The following is a 22898-nucleotide window of genomic DNA, read 5'->3' on the forward strand; positions in this document are numbered from 1 at the left end:
AAATCTGATACGATAAAAAAATTAAAAGGAGAACAAAATGAAAAATTTTAAAATTGTATTAACATCTTTCTTGTCAATTTTAACATGTTTATTGCTTAGTAGTTGCTATAAATACCCAAAACCACCCGCAATGATCGAAAAAGAAAAAGAAGTCGATCGAGAAAAACGAAAATTAGATTTCTTAGTAGAAAATACAAATACCTCAACTTTGTTTATTACATGCTTTTATTACGCAAAACCATCTACGAATTTACGATGGGAATGGAGAAAAACACAAGTATTAGAAGTAGGACCAAATAAAACAACTTCTATAAAAATAGGTTTTATACCAAGTAAAGAAGATTACGACGATATATACGGTTATTTAGGAATATTTGATACTAAAACAAAAGCCGAAGATGCTATTTTCGAACTCACCGCCGATGAAAATAAAGCCGACCTTGATAGATTGAGTAGATTAAAAGGCGAAAAAGTAGTTTTATATACCATAAAATATGGACTTGAGACTCTGAACACTTATAGATTCGACCCGCTACAACAAGGTCAAATCCCTGAACTTGATTTTTACTTAACAAATAAAACAGGCGCAAACCTCTACATAAACCTATTTGCATATGAACAAGAAGAAGGGCAACCAATGTGGGAATTTGATAGAAACGGCCCTATTTTTGCAAAAAATGGAGAAACCATTTTTGTTGATGTCGATACCATTAAAAACAGCTATTCTCGTCAAAATGTTCGTGGCTACCTTGCAGCCTTCGAAGAAAATGAAAAAACAATAGCTGAAAATTCTAGCTATGAACTACTAAAACCGGAAAATAAAATAAATCTTGGATATCTAAGCGAACTCAATAGCGGTACCGTAATTTTAACCGCCAAAAAATATGGAATTTTAACGAGTGAAAAAGATTCTAGATACCCAGCAATAGAATTTACAGTAAAAAATAAGTAATTTTTTAGCTTTTTTAAGCTTATTTAAACATTTTTAAATAATTCATCTATAATAAAAATCTAAAAAAATAATTAAATTTAAGGTTTTTATGCAATTTATGGAAAATTTAAAAGAAACAAGCTCAAAAACGTCTAATTTCGACAATTCTTCAACAAAACTACTCCACACTCCGGTTTTGGTAAAAGAAGTTTTGGAAAATCTCAATATAAAACCAAATGGTATTTATGTTGATGCAACATTCGGCTGCGGAGGCCATACTAAAGCTATTTTAGAAGCCGAAAAAACATGTCGCGTCATAGCTTTAGACTGGGATCTCTCAACTATTGAACAAAACGGCCCTATTTTTAAAGAAATTTATGGAGATCGTATTCAGATGATATGGGGTAATTTTTCACACCTTTATCGTCTCCTCAAAAAAGAAAAAATTAAATCTGTTGATGGAATTTTAGCGGACTTTGGAACATCTCAACTTCAGATAAATCAAACCGATGGACTGTCTTTTCAAAAAGATTCTCCTCTTGATATGCGAATGTCAAAAGCTCACAATTATTACAATGCTAAATTCGTAGTTAACCGCTACTCTGAGCGAGATTTAATTAAAATACTTTTCGAATTTGGTGAAGAAATTCATGCAAAAAAAATTGCGCGCACTATAGTCAAAGAACGACAAAATCAAGAAATCGATACAACATTGCAACTTGCAAGTTTAATAGAAAAAGTTGTTCCAATAAATTCAAAAAATTATAGAATCCACCCTGCAACAAAAACTTTCCAAGCCCTTCGAATTTATGTAAATAAAGAACTTGAAAATATCGAGTTATTCCTACCTGCAACGCTTCACTTTTTAAACAATGAAGGAAGATTGGCTTGCATTAGTTTTCACTCGCTTGAAGATCGAATTGTGAAAAATTTTATAAAAGAAAACAGCGCAAAATTATTAAACTTAACTCCAAAACCAATAACCGCATCGGATGAGGAAATAGAACAAAATAGATCTTCTCGTTCTGCTAAATTAAGAGTTGCACAAAAAATAATTTTTTAACTGTTATTGACAAAAAATTCATTAATATTTAAATTGTTAACAATTCAAGATCAAACTAAGCTTTTGATCGATGAAATTAGTAAGTGTAAATGTTATAAGTCCGACAAATATTTGCTTCTGTGGAGATATTATAATGGAGATTACAGAAATAAAAGTATTCCCTGCTAAAGAAGGTAGACTAAAAGCATACGCAACAATGGTTTTTGATAACTGTTTTATAATTAGAGATCTTAAAATCATTGAAAGCGACAAAGGATTGTTCGTATCGATGCCTTCAAGAAGAAAAAAAGATGGTTCTTTTAAAGACATTGTTCATCCATTAAATTCTGAAACACGAAAAATGATTGAAGACAAGGTAATAGAAGAATATAAAAAGGTAGCAGAGCAAGGATAAATTCCTAAAAATTACGCTGGGGCGTGGCCAAGTGGTAAGGCAGCGGTTTTTGGTACCGCCATTCGGAGGTTCGAATCCTTCCGCCCCAGCCAAAGTATTTAATATTTTCACATTTTCTTTTAAGGTCACCAATTGAATAACCAAGACACAAATACTAATTTAAAAAGTTTTATTCCTAATCTTCAAAGTCATTTTGACTTTGAAGATATTTTTTTTAATTCAACAGAAACATTTGTTCATCCAACATCTGTCGTAGGAAAAAATGTTCAGTTACAAGATGGCGTAAAAATTGGACCTTATTGTACAATTGTTGGAAACGTAAAAATCGGTAAAAATACAAAATTATTTTCTCATGTTTCAATCGGTTTTCCAGCACAAGATGTTGGCACACCAAAAAGTCTAGGATCTATCGAAATAGGCGAAAATTGTAACATTCGAGAATTCGTTTCAATACATGCATCTAAAATTGAGAATGATGGTAAAACAATAATCGGTAACAATTGTTACTTAATGGCGTATTCGCACTGCGCTCATGATGTTGTTTTAGAAGATAATGTAATCTTAATAAATAATGTAAACCTTGCTGGTCATGTGCACATAGAGCGAAATGCCATTATGATGTCAAATGCAGCTTCACATCAATTTTGCAAAATTGGAAAATTTAGCTGTGTAACTCCTTTTAGTGCAACAAGACAGGACTTACCTCCTTTTTGTATGTTCACAGGACAACCAACACAATTTTCAGGATTAAATAAAGTTGGTTTAAAGCGAGCAGGATTTAGTCAAGAAAATATTGATAACCTAAAACATATCACAAAACTTTTTTATCAAGACAAAATTTTATTAGATGAAATAATTAAACAAGCAGAAGAAAATAAGGCATCTTGGGGCAGTGATGCTACTGTTTTAGAATTTATTGAATTCATAAAAAACAGTAAGCGCGGGGTTTCAAAGCGCTCAATATCTTACGGACATGATCTTTATTTCTAATTTTATTTTTGGGGGATTTTTCAGCAATGATTAAACTTGGAATTATTGGATTGGGGCACATGGGAGGATTTCATCTTTCCGCATCTAGCTCTATTATTGGGGTACAGATTATCGGAATCGCAGACCCGTCAGAATCAAATTGGGAAAAAGTAAAAAATCCCAAAATTATAAAAACAAAAAATTATAACGATTGGTTAGGACAAGTTGATGGTGTAATCATCGCAACTCCTACCAAATTTCACTATGAAATAGCAAAAGACTGCCTTTCAAAGGGCAAACACGTTTTGATCGAAAAGCCTTTAACAAAAAACATCGAAGAAGCAATTGAGCTTTTTGAAATTGCTAAAAAAAACAAATTAACACTGCACATTGGACACGTAGAAAGATTCAATGCAGCAGTCCAAGAACTAAAAAAAGTTGTTAGTGAACCCTATCTCATCGAATCTCATCGAATTGGACCCTTCACTGCAAGACCTAAAGATGATTCCGTAATTTTAGATTTAATGATTCACGATCTTGATATAATTTTAAATTTGGTTGGTTCAGAAGTAAAAGAAATTAACAACATAGGATCCAAAGTTGCAACACAAATGGGTGACATAGCCGTAGTACAAATCAAATTTGAAAATGGTGTACTTGCAAATTTAACATCCAGTCGAATATCTCAGATAAAAAAGCGTACAATGTCAATTCATCAAAAAGATGCTTTTATTCAGTTAGATTTCACAACTCAGGATATCAATATTTATAAATGCGCTACCGACAGCTCAAATGTGGATGAAAAAGGCAAAGAATTAAAATATAAACAAGAAGGAATTATTGAACGCCTTTTTGTTTACAAAGATAATCCTTTGAAACTTGAAATTGAACATTTTGTTAAATCAGTCAAAACAGGCGCAAAACGTATTAATCCTGCTCAAGATATCAAAGCTCTTCAGCTCGCACTCGAGCTTGAGAAATGTTTAATAAATAGTTGAGAAACAAAATGATCGCAGTTATTGCAGGAACTGGTAATTTACCGCTCGAAGCATGTAAAAATTTAATCAAACAAAACAAAGATTTTTTTGTTATTTCTCTTTTTCCTGAAGATAATTTGATAGAACTACAAAAAATTATATCTGATCCATCTAAAATAATTATTCAAAATTTTTATCAAGCTTCTACCATTCTTAATTTATTAAAAGAAAAACATGCAACTCATGTCATTATGATAGGGAAAGTCGACAAAAGAAATTTACTGAAAAAAGTAAAACTTGATTGGCTTGCTATAAAGCTGCTTGCATCGCTTGCTTACAAAGACGACAAAGCAATCATGGAAAAAATCCTTGAAACTCTAAAATCAAATGGTATCGAAGTTATAAATCAAAATGAAATTTTAGACAGTCTTTTTATTAAGCCCGGATTAATTTGCGGCGAAATAAATTCTTACATACAAACAAATATCGATCTTGGTATGCAGCTTGCCGTAAAAATAGCAGAAATTGGTATTGGTCAAACTCTTGTTATGAAAGATGGAATGATCATCGCAGTTGAAGCTATAGAAGGAACTGATGAATGTATAAAAAGGGGAATCGAGCAAGGCAAAGAAAATATTGTTATTTGCAAATCTGCGCACAAAAATCAAAATAACAAATATGATTTACCAACGCTTGGGACAAAATCTTTAGAAAATATTTTACCAGGACAGGTTGCAGCTATCGCATGGCAATCGTCAAAAACAATCATCGTTGACAAAGAAACTTTTATCAAAAAGGCTCAAGAACTTAATATCCCATTAATTTCGATTTAAATTTATTTCGGCAAATTAAAGGAAATTTTAGGTTTCTTAATTATATCGCACCCCGAAGAATATACTATTCCAAGTCCATCTTTATTTAAGACTATATCTGTATGTTGTTTACTGTTTAAATTACCTCTAAATTTTGCTTTAGCTTGCTTATACTCCTTAAAAATTTGATCTTCGACCTTAATAGAGCTCGCCAAATCTGATAAATTTGAAGGTTGATGATTTTTTAAATCAAATTTATATTTTTCGCCAAACCTCTCAAAATTAACATCTTTCAGATACTGAGATCCATATTGAAAAACTACCAACGAATGAAAATAATTATCCCCTAATACTTTTACAAGTATATTATCTATAACATCCCCTAGTTCTTGCTCTGAAATAAAGGGTAAAGCATGCTTTTCACGAATTTCAGCTATGCATATTGTAGCTACACTCTTTACTTTTTTAAGTATTTTAACATCAGATGCTACAACTTCACTATAAATAACAACTAATCTATTTATCAATGCAGGAATACAAATATCTTTCTGATGTAATTTAAAATAATTCAAAACATCATATCTAATTAAATATCCTAAAATATTATAGAACAAATATTTTTTCATTTCCGGAATCAAAATACCCCAAGTTAAATAAACTTGAAACATTGGATAAACCAAATCAAAAATAAAAGCGCCGTGTTCTGGAACATACAAAAGAATATTTGAATCCAAATTTAAAGGTTTACCAGACATAGGAATTAGATATGGATCATTCAATGCTTCTTCTACCAATCCTACCCAAGCATTTTTAAATTCAGGCTCATTTCTATACATTCCAGCATAATATTTATCCATCGCAACTTGTAATGAATTCGGCTGATACGATAAACCTGCCATTAATGTTTTCCATAGAGCAGGCGCCCAAGAAGATGCTCCTCTTGAACTTATAATATCAGCAAACTCTAAAGCTGCAGCCGCCAACCGTTCACCCATGTAAGTTGCGTCTGGCCCAAATTCTGAAACATAATCATCGTCTTTACAAAGTCCAAAAGACTCTTTCTCTTTAGAATCCGAATATGCAGCACAAGCATTCGAAATCACTCTAGCTGGTACTAAAATTAAATTTTTCGGATTAAGTATGGTTCTTTGCTGTTTTAATCTTTCTGATTTTTCTTTAGACACTCTGTCTTCTTCATCAATATCTATACCTAAAAGACCATACCCTGATCTTCTTGCGTCTTCAAAAGTTTCTTTCGCATTAAAAGCTAATTTTCGCGTTTTATAATAAAGTTTTCCTAAAGAAGAAGCATCAGTAATTGATTTATCAAATTCTTCATTTGCTTCTTTTAGCTCAGCTATTCGACAATATCGCTTCAAACTAGCAATATTTCCTTCACGGTTCGCTATTTCTCTTTTTTCAGTTTCTATTTGTTTTTCAAGCGTGATTGACATTTTTTCTACAGGCAAAGTTCTTTGCGATTCTATTTTTTCATCTTCTCCAAATTCATCAAGCCAAGCCAGGCTTGGTCCGTTTTTTACACAAAATAAAATTGAACTATTCAATAAAAATAGAAATAAAAAAGTCTTAAGAAATTTTTGCATTTAATTTGTTCTTTGTTCTTTCACAAAATTTGCGATCAGCCCGAGCATAGAAATATGACAAATTAATGCTGTGCCACCATAACTAATAAAAGGTAAACCTAACCCTTTAGTTGGAACTAATCCACAAACAACCATTAAATTTATGAGAGCCTGCAAACTTATAAGAATCGTAAATCCCATTGTTGTATACATTGCAAATGGGGATTTCAAAAAAGTTGCAATTCTCAAGCCAAAATAGCAGAAAAGAAGATATAAAACAACTATGAAAAATGAACCTACAAAACCGATTTCTTCTGCAATAATTGCAAAGATAAAATCGGTATGAAGCATTGGAAGATAAAAAAACTTTTGCTTCGAGCAAGATATTCCCTGTCCCAAAAATCCACCACTACCTATCGCTATTAATGATTGAATGATTTGATAACCCTTTCCGCGCGGGTCTATCCAAGGATTTAAAAAAATCAAAATTCGTTGAAAGCGATACGCTACAAAAAATATCGCTACAACTGCAAGTGGCAAAGCGGATAAAAATGTAAAAAACAGGTGTGACTCTTTAATTCCTGCAATAAAAAATACAGCAAACGCTGCCAAAAATATTGTTGCAACCGATCCAAAATCGGGTTGCTTGATAAGTAAAATAAAACAACTTCCAAGTATCGCAAGAAAAGGCAAATAACTATAAGAAAATGATTTAATAAAATTTTCTTTTTTCTCTAAAAAAAATCCTAAGTAAATAAAAAGAAAGAATTTCAAAATTTCACTCGGCTGGAAACTAAATCCAAATAAGTTTAACCATCTACTAGATCCATGTACCTTCAAGCTAAAATGAGGCACAAAAGTTAGTGCAGTTAACGCTAAAGACAATAAAAAAATATATGGAATTAATTTTTGAAGTAGAGAAACTCGCACATTTGCAAAAAATATAAAACTACAAAAGGCTATCGTTAAATAAAAAAGATGTTTTTTTAGAAAATATCCAGCGCTCCCAAACTTTTCGAGCGCATATATCGAACTTGAAGAATAAACAAAAATGATCCCAATTAAAATAAGAACTAATGATATGGAAAAGAAAATACGAAAACTAACTCTTAACTGATTCTCCTTTGCAAGCATACTCTCTTACTACCTCCTTAAATAAATCACCTCTGTGTTTATAATTTTTGAAAAAATCAAAGCTTGTTCCACCAGGGGAAAACAAAACTTGATCCCCAGATTTTGCTATCTTCATAATTTCGTCAACAAGATCCTGCAATGTAGGAAATGTTTTATATCCACCAAATTTTTGCGGATCTTTTCCAAGACAAAAAATAGATTTTAAATTTTCTTGCGGAATGTTTTGCAAATCTTTGAAAAATGGAGAACGGTCAACACCTTTATCAAGCCCACCCAAAATTAAAATAACCGGTCTTTTATTATTGATAAGTTTATCAAGTGCAGCTTTTGTAGCCTGAATAACTGTAGATTTGGAATCATCATAAAAATCGATTCCTTTAAAATTTGCAAAATGCTCTAATCGATAAGCGTCAACACTTGGATTGAATTTTGTTGATATCAACTTTTCGGTCCACTTTTCATCATTTAAAAAGTTACAGTTACCTGCAAGTAAATAAAATGTAGTTAAAATCAAAACCCAATTTTCAAGAAAACCACTGCTTGGAAGATTATTCAAATCTGCAATTTTAAAAGATACAAAATTTTCTGCTTTAAACGATCCAAAATATAAATTCTCTTTTTCAGCAAAGAAAACCATTTTCCCAAATTTTTTAATTCGTTCTTTATCTTCATCACTAATAGGATTTGAAGATATAAAACAAATTTGTGATTTTAAAGTTGCAAGTTTTGATGGCAAATCTTCATACAAATTAAACAATGAAAGAGGAATTATAGAAACTTGATCGCTAGATTGATGCTCAAATATTTTCCACTTAGCATCAAAATAATTTTTTGTTGTTAAATGTCGGTCAAGATGATTGGGATAAAAATTGGTAAAAAGCGCAAGATCAGGTGCAAACTTTGTATTTGGTTCAAGTTGGAAAGAAGATAACTCTAAAATTGCCAAATCCACGTCATTATTTTTCAAAGCCAAATTAAGCATGCCGCTTCCAATATTTCCACCCAAATTAACAGCAAAATCTGTAAAACTACTTGTAATTTTATAAATCATATTTGTTACAGTAGTTTTACCAAGAGTTCCTGTGATGGCAACAGTTTTTTTGTTAAACACTTGTGCAAAGAGATCAAGTTCACAAATAAATTTATTAGCAAATTTATTGTATGCGCTTAAATCAACTCCAGGACTTGCGATGATATAACCATTTGATTGTAAGAAGAGAGAAACATCTTTTGAAGTAAAATATTCTGCGCCAAAAGATTCGATCTCAGCGATCTCGCTTGAAGTTAAATCCTTTTGATCAAATACAGATATTTTTATATTTTTTGGATCAAACTGCTCTAATGGGCTTTGTATTTTTTTTAAAAAATTTAGAGTTGATTTTCCAACAACTCCAAATCCTAAAATTCCAATCTTTTGCATAAATATAATTTAAAAACCTTCAACAATTTTTTGCAAAGAATCTATTAAAATTATCTCTTGCTCAAAACTAATCTTTTTATTTTTTAAAATCTCTAGTGTCTCTAAAATTCTAAGCTTTCCTGACTTATCAACCATTTTAAGAAAATATTTCTTTTGCACAATATTTTCAATCAAATCAAATAATTCCTTTTTTACATCCGAAATAGCTCCACAATTTCGCAGTGCAAATTCGACCCTTAATTGTCCTAGATAACTTTTGAATTTTTGTATTTTAGTTTTTTGCAAATGTTGAAAAAAGAAAAATAATGTTATTAAAGCAAGGAAAAAAGTTATTAAAAATAAAAGAATCTGAATTGTAATAAAAATTACTTCAATATCATTTAAAGAATCTTTAAATCCATTTTTTACAGAAGCAATATCTTTCAAAACCGAATCGACACCCAAAAATCTTAACGGAAATGCTATCTTTGCAGATAAAAAACTGCAAAAAGAAAACATCGTAAAAAATGTTAGTAAAAATAAATTAAACTGTTTTTTCATCCACCAAAAGTCCCCCAAATTTACTCGAAATATTTTCTTATCCCCTGCGCAATTGAATATGCAACAAGCTTACGATAATTTTGATTTCCGAGCAAATGGGCTTCTCTTGAATTGGTGATAAATCCAACCTCAACCAAAGTAGCTGGCACTGGACTACTTATTAAAACTAAAAAATTCTCTGTTTTTATACCACGATCTACTATTTTTAAGTCATTTTTCTTATTTGTAAAAAACATTAATGCAGATTGAATAATTTTAGATAATTTATAAGACATATAACTTTTTTGATAATTTATTACATTTATGAGATTTTCTTCTTCTTGCTGAGCATCGAAATTACCATAAGCAAAATCTTTAGAGTTGTTATTAAAAGTTATTTTAGCATTATTTGTATAGTAAGATTCTATACCTTGAGGAATTGGTGATCCGCCTGAAGAGTTTGCATGAATCGATACAAAAATATCAGCATTTTCTTTTTGGGCGATTTTGGTTCTCTCTAAAAGAGGAACCTCTATATCTTTATCGCGCGTCATCTTTACTTTGTATCCAACCTTTTCCAAAAAAGATTTAGTCTGAAGCGCTATGTCTAAAACTAAAGTTTTTTCTACCAAGCCATTGCATTTTGCACCGTCAGCAACTCCGCCGTGACCAGGATCTAAAAGGATACAGCAGTCTTGTTTAATTTTTTTTTTACCACGCCTAAAGCGCTTGCTTCTGTGTTTAATGCTAAATAAAGAGGACCATCAACTTTGTTCGATATTTTTTTGAGTTCTTCTTTTGAAAAAATTTCGATTTTAAAACGATTTCTGTCTATTTCTGAATATTTTATATAAGCGTTTTTATTAGAATATTTAAATGTAAATACAGTTGCACCCGTCTTTGCCTTTAGTCCAATTCGAGATTTTTTATATTCATTATCGACTTCGACAAGATCAATTAACTTTAAATCGTTAATTTCATCAAAAAACTTCTTTTTATCGATCAAATTTACCAAATCAGATTCTGCAAAAGTAATAGTAAGAGTAATTACTCCGTTTAATTCGCTATTGCTTACAGTTGGTTTACAACCATTTTTGAAAGAAAAAATAGCATGCGTAGATATTTTGCCATTATTAAAAATGTCTACATGATCCATCATACCCAAAAGTGATTCTGCATTTAAGCTTAAAAATGTTAAAACACTTAACATCAAGCTTAAAACTAATTTATTAATACTCATGATTGCCCCCAATCATTTATTCATTGTTTTATTTCCCTAAACTCACATTAACAATATTAATTTCAAATAGTCAATGCGAATTAAAATAAATTGAAAAATGTTGGATTCTAAAGATTTATGTATGTAAGATTTTTGAGAGCAAAATTAAAGTAACGATTAAAAACATTTTAGATTCGCAAAAACAAGCATTTTTGCTATGTTAACAAGGTTAATTTTTAGGAAAGTAAATTATGGAAATATTAAAAAACATCCCTCTTCATGATAAAAACTGGTTTCAAACCGGCGGCCCTGCAAAATTTTTCTGTGAGCCGCAAAATGAAAACGATTTTTCAAAAGCGGTTAAATTCGCAGCTGAAAACAATTTAAAAATTTTTGTTTTAGGCGAAGGTGCGAATATTTTGATCAGCGACAACGGCTTTGACGGACTTGTAATTCATCCAAAACTTTCAAATATTACGATTTTAGAACAAAAAAATCTTGCCGCCTTTGGATTAAATACAAAAATAGATGAACAAAAAAAATTGGTTACAGCCGGCGCGGGTGTCAAAATTCAAGATTTGATCAATTTTACTTTGGAAAACAATTTAGTAGGACTTGAAGAATTCAGCGGAATTCCTGGAACTGTGGGCGGCTCAACTTATATAAACATACATTTTATCGACTATTTTTTGAGCGACTTTTTAGTTGCTGGACAGATTATTGAAAAAGACAGCGGCCAAACAATCTGGGTTGATAAAAACTGGTTTGAGTTTGGCTATGACCAATCCAAATTACAGTCCGGACAATATTTCTTAATTAATGCAATTTTTGCACTCAATGAAGTTTCACCTCTTCAAGCTGCTTACTGCAAAGGAAGAAGTGATGAAACAATTCGTCAAAGAAATCGCCGCTACCCTACCTCAAACACATGCGGCAGTTTTTTCAGAAATTTTCATGCAGATGAAGTCAAAATAGAAATCAATGCTAAAAAGATGATCTTTGTAGCATATTACCTTGATAAATTGGGAATAAAGGGCGAATTAAAAGTTGGAAATGCTATTGTTTCACCCAAACATGCAAACATGATCGAAAGCTTAAGGGGCGCAACATCCAGCGACATTGTAAACCTAGCAGTCAAAATGCAAGAAATGGTTTATAAAACTTATGGAATTATTCCACACGCAGAATGCGTTTTAGTCGGATTTGAAAAATATCCATTTTTAAAATAGAAAGAAATTATATGAAAAAAATATTAACTATAGTTTTAGCAACAATTAGTTTAGTAACAGCTGTTACTTTAAGTGCAGTCGATTGTACTTTATGCAAAATGCTAACTAGTGAAATAAACAAACTAGAAATATCTCAAGAAGATGTTCACCAAAATGTTTGCGTTGCTATAGAAAATCAAAAATATTATGAAGCAAGTTCATATTTAGAAAAATTTTTATCTGAACAACAACGTGTAGAGCTTTCCAAAATAGTTTTACCTCCACAGCTTCACGCTCAATTTGAAAAATTCTTAAGAGAACAATATGCATCAAAAGAATCCGCCCTACTTGCCTTCGGATCTTTCTTTAAAAACTTTGTTTCATTTTTAACAGCAACTGCTTTAGGTATAGCAATTTTAGTAGCAGCACCATTTATTATCGTAAGTACAATTATATTACTTAAACTTTTAGTTGCAGCAATCACCGTTGGCGCAATTATAGTAACAGGAGCAGTTATTTTACCTGCAGCAATAATCGGATCATTATTAATTTTATCTCCATTTTTAATTATTTTAGGTTAATTTTTTAAATCATTTAGGGACTTTGATTTATGAAAAAAATATTATTTATAGTATTTACAGCAATCTGCTTAATGACTATTACGTCTTTAAATGCACTTGAATGCACACTATGCAAAACAATATATTCTCAAATAAAAGATGCAAAAGTATCACAAGAAGAAATTCACCAAAAAGTTTGTACTAAAATGCAAAATGGTAAATTTAACGAAGTTTTGCAATTTCTAAAATTAAACTTAAACCCAAATGATTACGCTTTGATTGAAACAGAAATAAAAAATATGCAACCAAAGATGGCAGAAATTATAAAACAAGATTCCCAAAATGCTACCGCCAACATCGAAACAGTAATAAACAAAACAATTGAAAAAACAAAATCTACCTCTATTTACTCCGTCAAACTGTTCGCTGAAATTATAGCAGGCATTTTTGTAACAGGAATTGCAATTTACTGCATTGGAATGGGAATAGAAAAAGGTGTCGAAATTTACGAAAAAAGTGATTTTTCTTTTCAAGAAAATATAAAAATACCACTTATCAATACACTCAAAGAAATATTAATTAAATCAAAAGTAGTTAAAAAACCTTCATATAGAGATGCTTCAACGAAGCCAACTTACGGAATTAGTCGATAATAATAAAAATAAAAAAAGGAAAAATAATCTATGAAAAAAACAAATATATTTTTTGCAATTTTAATTCTTGGCATTTCAGCAACAGCTTCGAGTATTCGCACGCAATCAGAATCGTTTTCTGTGGGTTATTGCGAACACTGCAAGTTTATTAAAGAAAACCTCCCTACAAATTTATCTCACATCACAACAACTGAAATACATCAAAAATTCTGCAAAAACTTAAATGCTGGCAAGCTTAAAGAAGCTACGACATATCTTGAATCACTTCTGCCTCTACAAACGGTAGCACAAATTAAAGAAGCTTTAAAAGATGCAAATATTGATGCAAAATTTAAAGAATTTATTCAAAATCTTCCAGATGAAATAAAACAAGATAAAAGAAGTTTTTTGAGAGCGATTTCAGAATTTATTTGGACAACCATAAAAACAATTTTATATATTCCTTATTTTCTAATGAAAACACTTTTGCTTGCAGGAACATTCGCAATCGTTGGGATTTTAGTAATAATTGCCGTTGCTGCAGCCGTCATTTTTTGTTGCGATTCTTTTATCGGTACTGATTTCGCAAAAACAATAACACAAGCAATCTCAAGTTCTGATTTTGTACAAAACATAAGACTGTTTAATGCAAAACTAAAAATGGAATTAGGAGAACATCAAATAGAACAAGGTGCTCAATCAGGAGATATAGGAACTATGGCTACAGGATTTTGGAATTCTTTTTCAGCACTTCTTAGTGGAGCAAATTCTTAATAAAATTATTTAAGACAAATCAATAAAAAAGACGGAAATAATTTCCGTCTTTTTTATTTACATCGAAATTTTTCGATTGTTTCTATTTATTAGACCTCTTCTGAAACTATTCTTGTAATTCAAAATTAAACCATAAGAAAGTCAAATATTCGTAATCCGTTCGACTACGCCACAAAGTGGCTACGCTCCCACCTTCGCCAAGGCTATGGCGGGCACACAGGGTGAACGGTATTTTCATGTTGGAATTAAGTATTAATAAATTGGTTACGTTTTTATAGTTTCAGAAGAAGTCTATTAATAAACAAAGTTAAATTCTATCTTCCAAAATATCCTGTCTGTACTTCTCCATCAGTCGCACCATAAAATGCAAATTATGAATCGTTGCAAGATTCATAACAGTCATCTCACGCGCTTTGAAAAGGTGTTGAATATATGAAAGTGAAAAGTTTTTGCATGTGAAACAGTCGCAATCTTTATCAATCGGTTCGAACAAATTTGAATTTCCACTTTTTAAAATTCGCAAAGGTCCATTTTGCGTTAACAAAACTCCATGACGCGCTGCACGTGTTGGATATGAACTGTCAAAAGTATCAATACCAAGCGGAATAGATTGTTTGAGCGATTCTAAATCACCAATTCCAAGCAAATGATTTGGTTTATCTAATGGCAAATGATTCATTGTGAACTTTAATAAGTTAATCATTTCATCACGATTTTTGCCGATACTGCCACCGATTGCAAATCCATCAAAATCTAACTCTGATAAAATTTGACAACTTTTTGCACGCAGTTCATTATCAACTCCACCGTGAATCACAGCATACATCGCTTGGTTTTGTCGGTTTTGCAAATGTGCATTAAGAGATCTTCTTTCCCACCTGTGAGTTCTATCAAATGATTCTTTTAATTTTTTGGGTGAAATGTGGTATGGAGGAAGTTCATCAAATGGGATAATGATATCCGCGCCAAGATCTTTTTGCGCTTTTATAGAAGTTTCTGGCGTTAACAAAACAGGAGAACCATCGCGATATGAACGAAATAAAACTCCATCCTCAGAAATTTTTAAAACGGTTCCGTCAGTTTTTTTGGTTCCACGACTTTTGAGCTCATCAGCTACAGATCCGTAAGCTAAACTAAAAACTTGAAACCCACCAGAATCGGTGATTATCGGATTTTTACGATTGATAAACTTATGAAGTCCGCCTGCATTTTTTATCACTTCTGTACCAGGTTGCAAAATCAGATGATAGGTATTGCAAAACATTAACTGCAAGCCAATAGAATCCACAGTTACACTATCAAGCGCTTTGAGTGTACCATTTGTTCCAACCGCTACAAAATTTGGCGTATCAATTATTCCATGCGGAGTATGAATTCGCCCAACTCTAGCTTTAGATTTTTTAGATTGATGTATTAATTCAAATTTAAAATGTTCCATTTTTTAAAAACTTTCACAAAAAGCAAAACAAGCGGCGAAAGAACAAATATTATCAAAAGCTTGATAAAAAAACTCATTAAAATCACATCTGATACCGATGCAACCAATCCCCAAAGACCTAGGAAAGTAAAAAGTATTGTATCAATTAACTGAAACAACACAAGAGAAAAACTATTTCGAATAATAAAATAATGTTTTTTGAAAACTTTCTTTAAAAACGCATAAAATTTCAGATCTAGAAATTGTACAACAAAATATGTAAAAAATGATGCTGCAATGATTCTAGGTTCAACAGACAAAATAGCATTATAATGACAATGATTTATATCATGAACACTAGGAATATAAAAAATTTGGAAAAGAGACATCCCGCAAAAGAATAATGCAAAAAATAAAGATGCGTAAATTGCTTTTTTTGCAAATTCAACACCAAAAAACTCTTGCAATAAATTAAGACCAAGCATCGCGCCGACAGCGAAAACATCACTACACGTAACCTCAAACCCAAAAAGATTCATCTGTTTTAAAACAAAGAGATTAGCAAGAATTGATTGCAAAATAATGAATGAAAACAAAAATTCTTTTCCCATCTTTAGCGAAAAAATTAAAAATGCAAAAACAATTAAAATGTGGAATAAGAATAAAATCTCATTCATATTAAACTTTCTACCAATTGAACATAATCTACTATCGACAAAGGAGAATTTTGTTTTAAATAGTATAAACGTCGAAAATAATAAACTCTTTTCGAAAGAGATGGATGACGCGTTATAAATATATTTTGCACATCTACCAATTTACTTCTGCGTTCGGCGATTTCTTTAACATAATATAAAAACACATCTTTACAATCTTCTGTTTTTTTACATCCAGATAAAATATCAGATCTTATTTCGCGAGTAAGAGTAAGAAACATATCAATTAAAATTATTCCATCAACATCTGTTTTGATATCAAAAAGAGCATTAGTTATATCTTTCTCTAATTTATCCCCAGAAACCAAAAACAAAAATTTAAATTTCTCACAAGCTTTTAAAGAATTCAAAAGATAAGATTTAACCTCAGGATCACTTATTCTTAAAATAGCATCTTGAATTGATTGCTTATCTTTTAAATTTTTTAAGATTTTATTTATAAAATTTGATGCTAATGAATCTTTATGTAAAAAATGCTCTATTTCATGCCTTATACTATTTGTATAATTACTAATCGAATCTTGATTTATATCAAAATCAACAACAACTATAAAATTAAATATATTACAAAAATAAGTACCATAAAAAGGTACTACATTTTCACCTACCTGTAAGCCATACTCACTACAAACATTTTTAAAAAACTCAAATTCATATTTTTTATCTATGGATAAAGGCTTTGAATTTATAGATCCATTTATAATTAAATTTTCATCACGCAAAACTTTTTGTACTAAATCAATCTCTTCCAGCTTTGCCTGTTCAAAAATTTCTATTAAAAATTCTTTAGACAATCCCGAAAGTTGCAATATTGCTTTTATATATTTTTTTTCATTTTTATAAAAAATTCTTTCTAAAATTTGACGATCCGATTCTTTTGAATATTTTGCAAGATTAACGTATTGAGTTACACCATCAAATATTTCACTCACCGCATCATGAAAAACCATTTCAAAATCAATAGCATATTCACGCTCTGCATTTAAAATGAAAGCGCAAAACATAAATAAAATGGTTAATAAAATTCTTTTAAATTTCATAAATTGCCCCTAAATAATAGATTATTCCCCAAACTACAACAACGCTAAATCTATGCGCTTATGGTCGATAATAAATATACAGCATTTAACATAATGGATCTTTTCAAGTACGATGGATGCCTTGAGCTAAATACATCTTGAGAATCTACGACTTCTTCCCCCCTAATACTCTCTTGAAAATGAAATAAAGCCATCGCTCTTCCATCATTTAAATTTTTATAACATGCTAAAATATCTGCTCTACATTCTTTAGTTATGACTAAAAACATAAAAATCAACTTTATTCCGCCTTCAACAGTTTCAATATTAAAATTTTCAGCTGATAAAGGAGTTGGAAATTGTTGTCCCGGAGCTAGAAATAAAGATGAAAATTTATTCAAAGCTAATAATGGATTTAAAAGATAGCTTCTTATTTCAACATCACTAATTCTAGGAGCAGCTATCCGCATAGACCCTTGACGCTGGTCAACGTGCTCTAACACGATATTTATAAAAGCAGCACATAAAAAATCTTTATGAAGATAATGCTCCAATTCATGCCTTACAAATGCTTTATAAACCGGAATATTACCATACAATTGCTCTACAAATTGGCGCATATCAATTAAAATAATAAATTTATTAAAAGAAGAAAAAAAATCAAAACCACAGAATGGTAAAATATCTACATAGGGAATTAGACCATATTCATTAGCTATAGATTGAAATATTTCTTTTTCAATAACCTTATCATCTCCCAATGGCAGCTCTAAATTTAAAGGCAAAGAACCTTCTCTAGTAACATTTTCTATAAATGCAGATTCCTCTTGTTTTGCCTCATTAAAACATTCAAGTAATTCCTGCTTATTAAAACCCGAAAGTTGCATTATAGATTTTATATATCTTTTTTCTTCTAAATAAAAAGATTTCTCAACAGCTTGCCTTGGAATAATGGTTGAAAATCTAGTAGCATTCCCCCCCTCTGATACTCCGTCAAATATTTCGCTAATCGCATCATGAAAAACCATTGCAAAATCAATAGCATATTCACGCTCTGCTTTTAAAATAAAAGCAAAAAACACCAATAAAATGGTTAATAAAATTCTTTTAAATTTCATAAATTGCCCCTAAATAAATAATTTAATATTTCCCCCGAAATATTGAATTTAATAAATGTACCAATATTCTGTTTTTTTACAAATGGCAAAGTCAAAAACTGGTTAAAACCGCTATTTTTATAGTTTTTTAATACTTAAACAACTGAAATTCGATCTTTTTTAACAAAACTTTAATCACATTAATAATATTTTCCACTCACAAAACAGATATGATATACTGTCTGCTGTGTAAAAAATTTAAGAAAAGAAAGGGCTTTTAAATGAATTCCAAAGCATCATTAGAAAAAATTGTATCACTCTGTAAACGTAGAGGTTTTGCATTTCCTTCTGCTGAAATTTACGGCGGAATAAATGGAATCTATGATTTTGGCCCACTTGGCGTCGCATTGCGACAAAATCTCAAAAATGCATGGATCAAAAACTTAACAACAAGTGGAGAAGATGTAGTTTTGATCGAAGGCTCACTACTTGGACCTGAAGGTGTCTGGAGAGCATCGGGACATGTGGACAACTTTAGCGACCCAATGGTTGACTGCTTAAGCTGCAAAAAACGTTACAGAACTGACGAAATCGATTTAAATAAAAGTTGCCCTTCCTGTGGCGTCAAAAAATGGACCGAACCTCGTCAATTTAACATGATGTTCAAAACTGAGCTTGGAGCAATGGCGGAAAATGCTTCAATTGCTTATCTTCGCCCAGAAACAGCTCAAGCTATTTTTATTAACTTCAAAAATGTGATGACTAGTTCTCGAGTCAAAATTCCATTCGGAATTGCACAAATCGGTAAAGCATTTCGAAATGAAATCACACCAAAACAATTCCTTTTTAGAATGCGCGAATTCGAACAGATGGAAATGCAGTTTTTCTGCCAAGAAAAAGATGCTTCCAAATTTTTCGACTTCTGGATAGATATTCGAAGAAAATTTTATGACTCTATCGGATTTAAATCAGAAAACATTCACTTCCGAGATCATGAAAAAAACGAACTTGCTCATTATGCAAAAGCTGCGCGCGACATCGAGTACGATTTTCCATTTGGCTGGAAAGAGATGGAAGGAATTCACAATCGCTCTAACTTCGACCTTTCGCAGCACACAAAATTTTCAGGGAAAGATTTGGGCGTTTATGACGACGAAACAAAACAATCATACATTCCAAATGTAATAGAATGTTCTGTTGGTCTTGATCGATTATTTTTTGCAACCCTTTGTGACTCTTTTGACGAAGATACTGTTGAAAATGAAACAAGAACTGTTTTGCGTTTTCACCCATCAATCGCACCTGTCAAAGCAGCAGTTTTACCATTGAGCAAAAAATTATCTGAACCTGCAGAAAAAATTTACAAAAATTTAAAATCTTTAGGTTACAATGTTCAATTTGACAGCGCAGGATCAATTGGCAAACTTTATCGTCGACAAGATGAAATCGGTACGCCAATATGCTTTACCTACGACTTTGATAGCGAAACAGACCATAAAGTAACAGCTAGAAATCGTGATACGCTCATTCAAGAAAGAATATCTATCGATAAAGTTGCAGATTACTTGGCAGAAACTTTGAAAAAATAAAAGGATAAGTAATGATAAAGAAGTTAATAAAACATGGAAATAGCAAAGCGTTATTAATTAACAAAGATTTACTAAAACAATTAAATATTGAAGATAAAATAAAAATAGAGATCACTTCAGATGGGGTCTCTTTAATATTAACTCCAATCAAAACATCAAAAAATAAAAAAATAACAAAGATAAGTAACAGAAAAGAAGTTCAAAAAGGTTTTGAAAAAATTCTAAAAAAATATGATGCCGTATTCAAAGAATTAGCATCAAAATGACAAAATCAATTAAATTTTTGCAAGCGAAAGAAATACTAGAAATTCACAAAAATATTATCGAAACTTATGGCGGAGCCCTTGGTATTAGAAGTAATCATTTGTTTCTATCGGCAATAGCGCAACCAGAATTTAAAATTCAAAACAAATACGTTCATAAAAATATTTATTTAATGACAGCGGCTTATCTTTTCCATTTAATAAAAAATCATCCATTTGTAGATGGCAATAAAAGAACATCCGTTGCTTCAGCCTTGCTTTTTTTAACAATCAATAAAACAAAAATAAATATCACCGAAAAACAACTAACAGAACTATCTTTAAAAACAGCAACTACTAAGATCACAAAAGAAAAAATTGCTGCAATTTTGAAAAAATAAACAAAATAAAAAGATTTGCACAAAACAAAAGAGGCGATCGAAATTTCGATCGCCTCTTTTTTAAATTCTTTAAAGAATTATCTTTAAACAGATTCAATTCTAAGAACTGTGATTGGTTGTCTGTGACCTTTTCTTGTTCGAAGCTTTTTTCTTCTTCCGAACTTATAAATCACTAACTTTGGACCTTTCATTGTTTTTACAATCGAAGCTTTTACAGATGCACCGTTAACATATGGCTCGCCAAATTCGAATGCATTTTCACTGTTTTTTCTGAATAAAACTTCTTTGAACTCTAGCATTTTCCCTGCCTCACCTTCCAATTTCTCAACGGCAAGTGTGCGTCCTGGAATCGCTTGGTATTGTTTCCCTCCGGTTTGAAAAATAGCATATTTTTCAAAAGAAACCTTAGTATCTTGATTCATCTTCCAGCAACCTTTCTGCGATTTAAAATAAAATTATCAATTAGAAAATAACAAAATAATATAAATTTTATAAAACAACTCTTCAATAATAACAAAAATTCAAAAGATGTCTAGAAAGGCAACTCATCTTCAAACGGTTTTTGGTCTTTAAAATTGACCTCTCCGCCATTTTCCCAATTTGTAGAGGTTTCAGTAGAGTCTAATGAAGTTTCGGATGATTTTTTGCGGCTTTTCTTTGGGGCTTCAGCTTCAGATGCGATTTGGGTTTCTGATGTTGTTTCTGCATCATACTCTTGTCCACCGAAGCTAGATTCTGCTTGAGCTGCATTGGTTAAGAAAACAACTCTATCAGCAACGATGGAATGCTTTGAGCGCTTTTGACCTTCTTTATCCTGCCAAGAATCAAGCTTTAAACGACCTTCGATCAAAACGGATCTACCTTGTTTTAGATATTGCTGGCTACTTTCAGCCTGAGCACCCCAAACTTCGACATCTACAAAGCAAACTTCTTGAACCATTTGTCCAGTTTGACGATTTTTGAATTGACGGTTTGAAGCAATGCTCAATTTGCAAAGAGATTGTCCTGAACTTAACTGTTTTGACTCAGGATCTCTGGTCAAATTTCCCATAAAAATTATTCGATTATATCCAGCCATTTTCTTTTCCTTTTCTACTTAAAAACAAAATTTATGCATGATGCTAACACAAAATAAATCTTGTATCAAAAATTAATAAAAAAGGCCCCAAAAGTAAACTTTTGAGGCCTAAGCGAAAAGGAGAATTAAGTTATTAAATTTTAATTATTAAAACGGCAATAAATAGTACCAAAAGGGAGGATTTGTTACATTAACACTAGTAATATTAACTCTTCCCAATTTTTTTCCTAAACAACAACCTAGATAAAATGATAATAAAATTTTCTTATGTCGCCACGCAGGAACAAGTAAATCATTCCAAACTTCAGATGCAAAAGAAAAGCTTTGTTTACCAAAATCTACACATCCATTACCTAACGCAACAGCACCATCTCCAATAGTTTTACCAGCAACTATTACGCCATCTTTGGTAGCAACTGCATTTTGAGCTACTTGTGCACACATTTGTGGGTTATTAGAAAGTTTATAAGCAACTACGCCAGCTGCTATTAAAGCAAGAGGAGTACCTACTATAAGAGTGTTTCTCATAAAATGACTTGGTTTATCATGAAGCTTTGCATGCTCGTTTATAATAACTCCAATATAAAATTTGATTATTTCTAAACGATCTTTTAGAGCTGTTTCTGTATTAATACCAGATTGTTGAACAATAGGTTGTAAAATATTTTCAATAAAACTATTTAATTTATCATTTAAAGAAGTGTTAAAAGATTCTTCATTAACATGCTTATCGCTAATAACTATTTTTTTGATATCAGCAAAAATAGTATCTATTCGAGTTGCCATCTCTTCATTTAAAACTGGATTATTATCAGCAAAAAGTTTATGCGATAAAACATACTTTGCGTTTTGAATAACTTGTAAAGCTTCAATTTTCTTTGCTTGTTTTTTATTTTCTGCATCAGAATTAAACAGCAACCCTGCATTCAAATTGCTGCAAAAAAGTTGCGCAATCAAAGCTAATGCCACTAAAAAATTAAACTTTTTCATTGTTTTCATAAAAGCCCCCACGACTTAAAAAATTAATATTGCCTAAAAGTTGTAGTTATAAACTTCGATTACTAATCTCCTTTTATCCCTACCCCCACAAAACTTTTATAGCATTCATATAACTAGGTATAACATTGTAAAAAAAGTAATAAAA

Annotated in this window: 26 protein-coding genes and 1 tRNA gene; 14 read left to right on the forward strand and 13 right to left on the reverse strand. The window is 31.2% G+C overall.

The genetic code is table 11. The features are described 5' to 3' along the window. Positions 1–37 precede the first annotated feature (37 nt). From DEA20_03270 to DEA20_03300, 7 genes are all read left to right on the forward strand, one after another. Entirely contained in the window at positions 38–952 is a 915-nt protein-coding gene (locus DEA20_03270; protein ID HBS48190.1) for a hypothetical protein, read from the forward strand. Between the two features lie 88 nt (positions 953–1040). After that, a complete protein-coding gene (locus DEA20_03275) occupies positions 1041–1994 on the forward strand; it encodes a 16S rRNA (cytosine(1402)-N(4))-methyltransferase (GenBank protein ID HBS48191.1) in 954 nt (317 codons plus the stop codon). 133 nt (positions 1995–2127) lie between these two features. Further along, a complete protein-coding gene (locus tag DEA20_03280) occupies positions 2128–2388 on the forward strand; it encodes a septation protein SpoVG (protein ID HBS48192.1) in 261 nt (86 codons plus the stop codon). Positions 2389–2405: 17 nt separating this feature from the next. Further along, positions 2406–2480 (forward strand) — tRNA-Gln (locus DEA20_03285). A gap of 40 nt (positions 2481–2520) precedes the next feature. Continuing rightward, on the forward strand, positions 2521–3378 hold the full coding sequence (locus DEA20_03290) for an acyl-[acyl-carrier-protein]--UDP-N-acetylglucosamine O-acyltransferase (GenBank protein ID HBS48193.1): 858 nt from the start codon (positions 2521–2523) through the stop codon (positions 3376–3378). Between the two features lie 26 nt (positions 3379–3404). Further along, entirely contained in the window at positions 3405–4355 is a 951-nt protein-coding gene (locus tag DEA20_03295) for an oxidoreductase (GenBank protein HBS48194.1), read from the forward strand. A gap of 8 nt (positions 4356–4363) precedes the next feature. Beyond that, entirely contained in the window at positions 4364–5167 is an 804-nt protein-coding gene (locus DEA20_03300) for a hypothetical protein (GenBank protein ID HBS48195.1), read from the forward strand. 2 nt (positions 5168–5169) lie between these two features. On the opposite strand, the gene DEA20_03305 is transcribed toward DEA20_03300, so the two are convergent. Genes DEA20_03305 through DEA20_03330 form a run of 6 tightly spaced genes read right to left on the reverse strand, consistent with a single transcriptional unit; the run spans position 5170 to position 11042 of the window. Then, positions 5170–6750: a hypothetical protein gene (locus tag DEA20_03305; GenBank protein HBS48196.1), complete on the reverse strand. Its 1581-nt coding sequence runs from the start codon at positions 6748–6750 to the stop codon at positions 5170–5172. Next, positions 6751–7863 carry a putative lipid II flippase FtsW gene (gene ftsW, locus DEA20_03310; GenBank protein HBS48197.1) on the reverse strand — a complete coding sequence of 371 codons (1113 nt, stop codon included), beginning with the start codon at positions 7861–7863 and terminating at the stop codon, positions 6751–6753. Beyond that, positions 7832–9283, reverse strand: a complete 1452-nt coding sequence (gene murD, locus DEA20_03315; GenBank protein ID HBS48198.1) for a UDP-N-acetylmuramoyl-L-alanine--D-glutamate ligase — start codon at positions 9281–9283, stop codon at positions 7832–7834. Before murD ends, ftsW begins: the two co-directional genes overlap by 32 nt. 9 nt (positions 9284–9292) lie before the next feature. Beyond that, a complete protein-coding gene (locus DEA20_03320; GenBank protein HBS48199.1) occupies positions 9293–9823 on the reverse strand; it encodes a hypothetical protein in 531 nt (176 codons plus the stop codon). A gap of 20 nt (positions 9824–9843) precedes the next feature. Then, a complete protein-coding gene (locus DEA20_03325) occupies positions 9844–10548 on the reverse strand; it encodes a hypothetical protein (protein ID HBS48200.1) in 705 nt (234 codons plus the stop codon). Next, positions 10479–11042, reverse strand: a complete 564-nt coding sequence (locus DEA20_03330; GenBank protein ID HBS48201.1) for a hypothetical protein — start codon at positions 11040–11042, stop codon at positions 10479–10481. The genes DEA20_03325 and DEA20_03330 overlap by 70 nt, the downstream gene beginning before the upstream one ends. A 230-nt stretch (positions 11043–11272) precedes the next feature. On the opposite strand from DEA20_03330, the gene murB reads away from it, so the two are divergent. The 4 genes from murB to DEA20_03350 are packed head-to-tail and all read left to right on the forward strand — an operon-like array spanning position 11273 to position 14195. After that, positions 11273–12250: a UDP-N-acetylenolpyruvoylglucosamine reductase gene (murB, locus tag DEA20_03335; protein ID HBS48202.1), complete on the forward strand. Its 978-nt coding sequence runs from the start codon at positions 11273–11275 to the stop codon at positions 12248–12250. A gap of 11 nt (positions 12251–12261) precedes the next feature. Beyond that, a complete protein-coding gene (locus DEA20_03340; GenBank protein ID HBS48203.1) occupies positions 12262–12810 on the forward strand; it encodes a hypothetical protein in 549 nt (182 codons plus the stop codon). 29 nt (positions 12811–12839) lie between these two features. Then, positions 12840–13442: a hypothetical protein gene (locus tag DEA20_03345; GenBank protein HBS48204.1), complete on the forward strand. Its 603-nt coding sequence runs from the start codon at positions 12840–12842 to the stop codon at positions 13440–13442. Between the two features lie 30 nt (positions 13443–13472). Beyond that, on the forward strand, positions 13473–14195 hold the full coding sequence (locus DEA20_03350; protein ID HBS48205.1) for a hypothetical protein: 723 nt from the start codon (positions 13473–13475) through the stop codon (positions 14193–14195). 307 nt (positions 14196–14502) lie between these two features. Here DEA20_03350 and DEA20_03355 read toward each other — a convergent pair whose 3' ends face one another. From DEA20_03355 to DEA20_03370, 4 genes are read right to left on the reverse strand one after another with little or no spacing between them, the layout of a single operon-like run. Then, positions 14503–15633 carry a tRNA-guanine(34) transglycosylase gene (locus DEA20_03355; GenBank protein HBS48206.1) on the reverse strand — a complete coding sequence of 377 codons (1131 nt, stop codon included), beginning with the start codon at positions 15631–15633 and terminating at the stop codon, positions 14503–14505. Further along, on the reverse strand, positions 15609–16289 hold the full coding sequence (locus DEA20_03360; GenBank protein ID HBS48207.1) for an integral membrane family protein: 681 nt from the start codon (positions 16287–16289) through the stop codon (positions 15609–15611). Before DEA20_03360 ends, DEA20_03355 begins: the two co-directional genes overlap by 25 nt. Then, positions 16286–17368: a hypothetical protein gene (locus DEA20_03365; protein HBS48208.1), complete on the reverse strand. Its 1083-nt coding sequence runs from the start codon at positions 17366–17368 to the stop codon at positions 16286–16288. Before DEA20_03365 ends, DEA20_03360 begins: the two co-directional genes overlap by 4 nt. A 50-nt stretch (positions 17369–17418) precedes the next feature. Then, positions 17419–18465 carry a hypothetical protein gene (locus DEA20_03370; GenBank protein HBS48209.1) on the reverse strand — a complete coding sequence of 349 codons (1047 nt, stop codon included), beginning with the start codon at positions 18463–18465 and terminating at the stop codon, positions 17419–17421. Between the two features lie 260 nt (positions 18466–18725). On the opposite strand from DEA20_03370, the gene DEA20_03375 reads away from it, so the two are divergent. Genes DEA20_03375 through DEA20_03385 form a run of 3 tightly spaced genes read left to right on the forward strand, consistent with a single transcriptional unit; the run spans position 18726 to position 20676 of the window. Next, positions 18726–20033, forward strand: coding sequence for a glycine--tRNA ligase (locus DEA20_03375; protein HBS48210.1), 1308 nt, complete (start codon positions 18726–18728; stop codon positions 20031–20033). Positions 20034–20044: 11 nt separating this feature from the next. Continuing rightward, positions 20045–20299: an AbrB family transcriptional regulator gene (locus DEA20_03380; GenBank protein HBS48211.1), complete on the forward strand. Its 255-nt coding sequence runs from the start codon at positions 20045–20047 to the stop codon at positions 20297–20299. Then, positions 20296–20676 carry a type II toxin-antitoxin system death-on-curing family toxin gene (locus tag DEA20_03385; protein HBS48212.1) on the forward strand — a complete coding sequence of 127 codons (381 nt, stop codon included), beginning with the start codon at positions 20296–20298 and terminating at the stop codon, positions 20674–20676. The genes DEA20_03380 and DEA20_03385 overlap by 4 nt, the downstream gene beginning before the upstream one ends. An 83-nt stretch (positions 20677–20759) precedes the next feature. Here DEA20_03385 and rplU read toward each other — a convergent pair whose 3' ends face one another. From rplU to DEA20_03400, 3 genes are all read right to left on the reverse strand, one after another. Continuing rightward, complete coding sequence (rplU, locus tag DEA20_03390; protein ID HBS48213.1) at positions 20760–21098, reverse strand: 50S ribosomal protein L21; 339 nt, start codon at positions 21096–21098, stop codon at positions 20760–20762. A gap of 110 nt (positions 21099–21208) precedes the next feature. Next, positions 21209–21754, reverse strand: coding sequence for a single-stranded DNA-binding protein (locus tag DEA20_03395; GenBank protein HBS48214.1), 546 nt, complete (start codon positions 21752–21754; stop codon positions 21209–21211). Positions 21755–21901: 147 nt separating this feature from the next. Then, positions 21902–22753, reverse strand: coding sequence for a hypothetical protein (locus DEA20_03400; GenBank protein ID HBS48215.1), 852 nt, complete (start codon positions 22751–22753; stop codon positions 21902–21904). Between the last annotated feature and the right edge of the window lie 145 nt (positions 22754–22898).

Source organism: Candidatus Dependentiae bacterium (assembly GCA_003511165.1).
GTDB lineage: Bacteria > Babelota > Babeliae > Babelales > UBA12411 > UBA12411.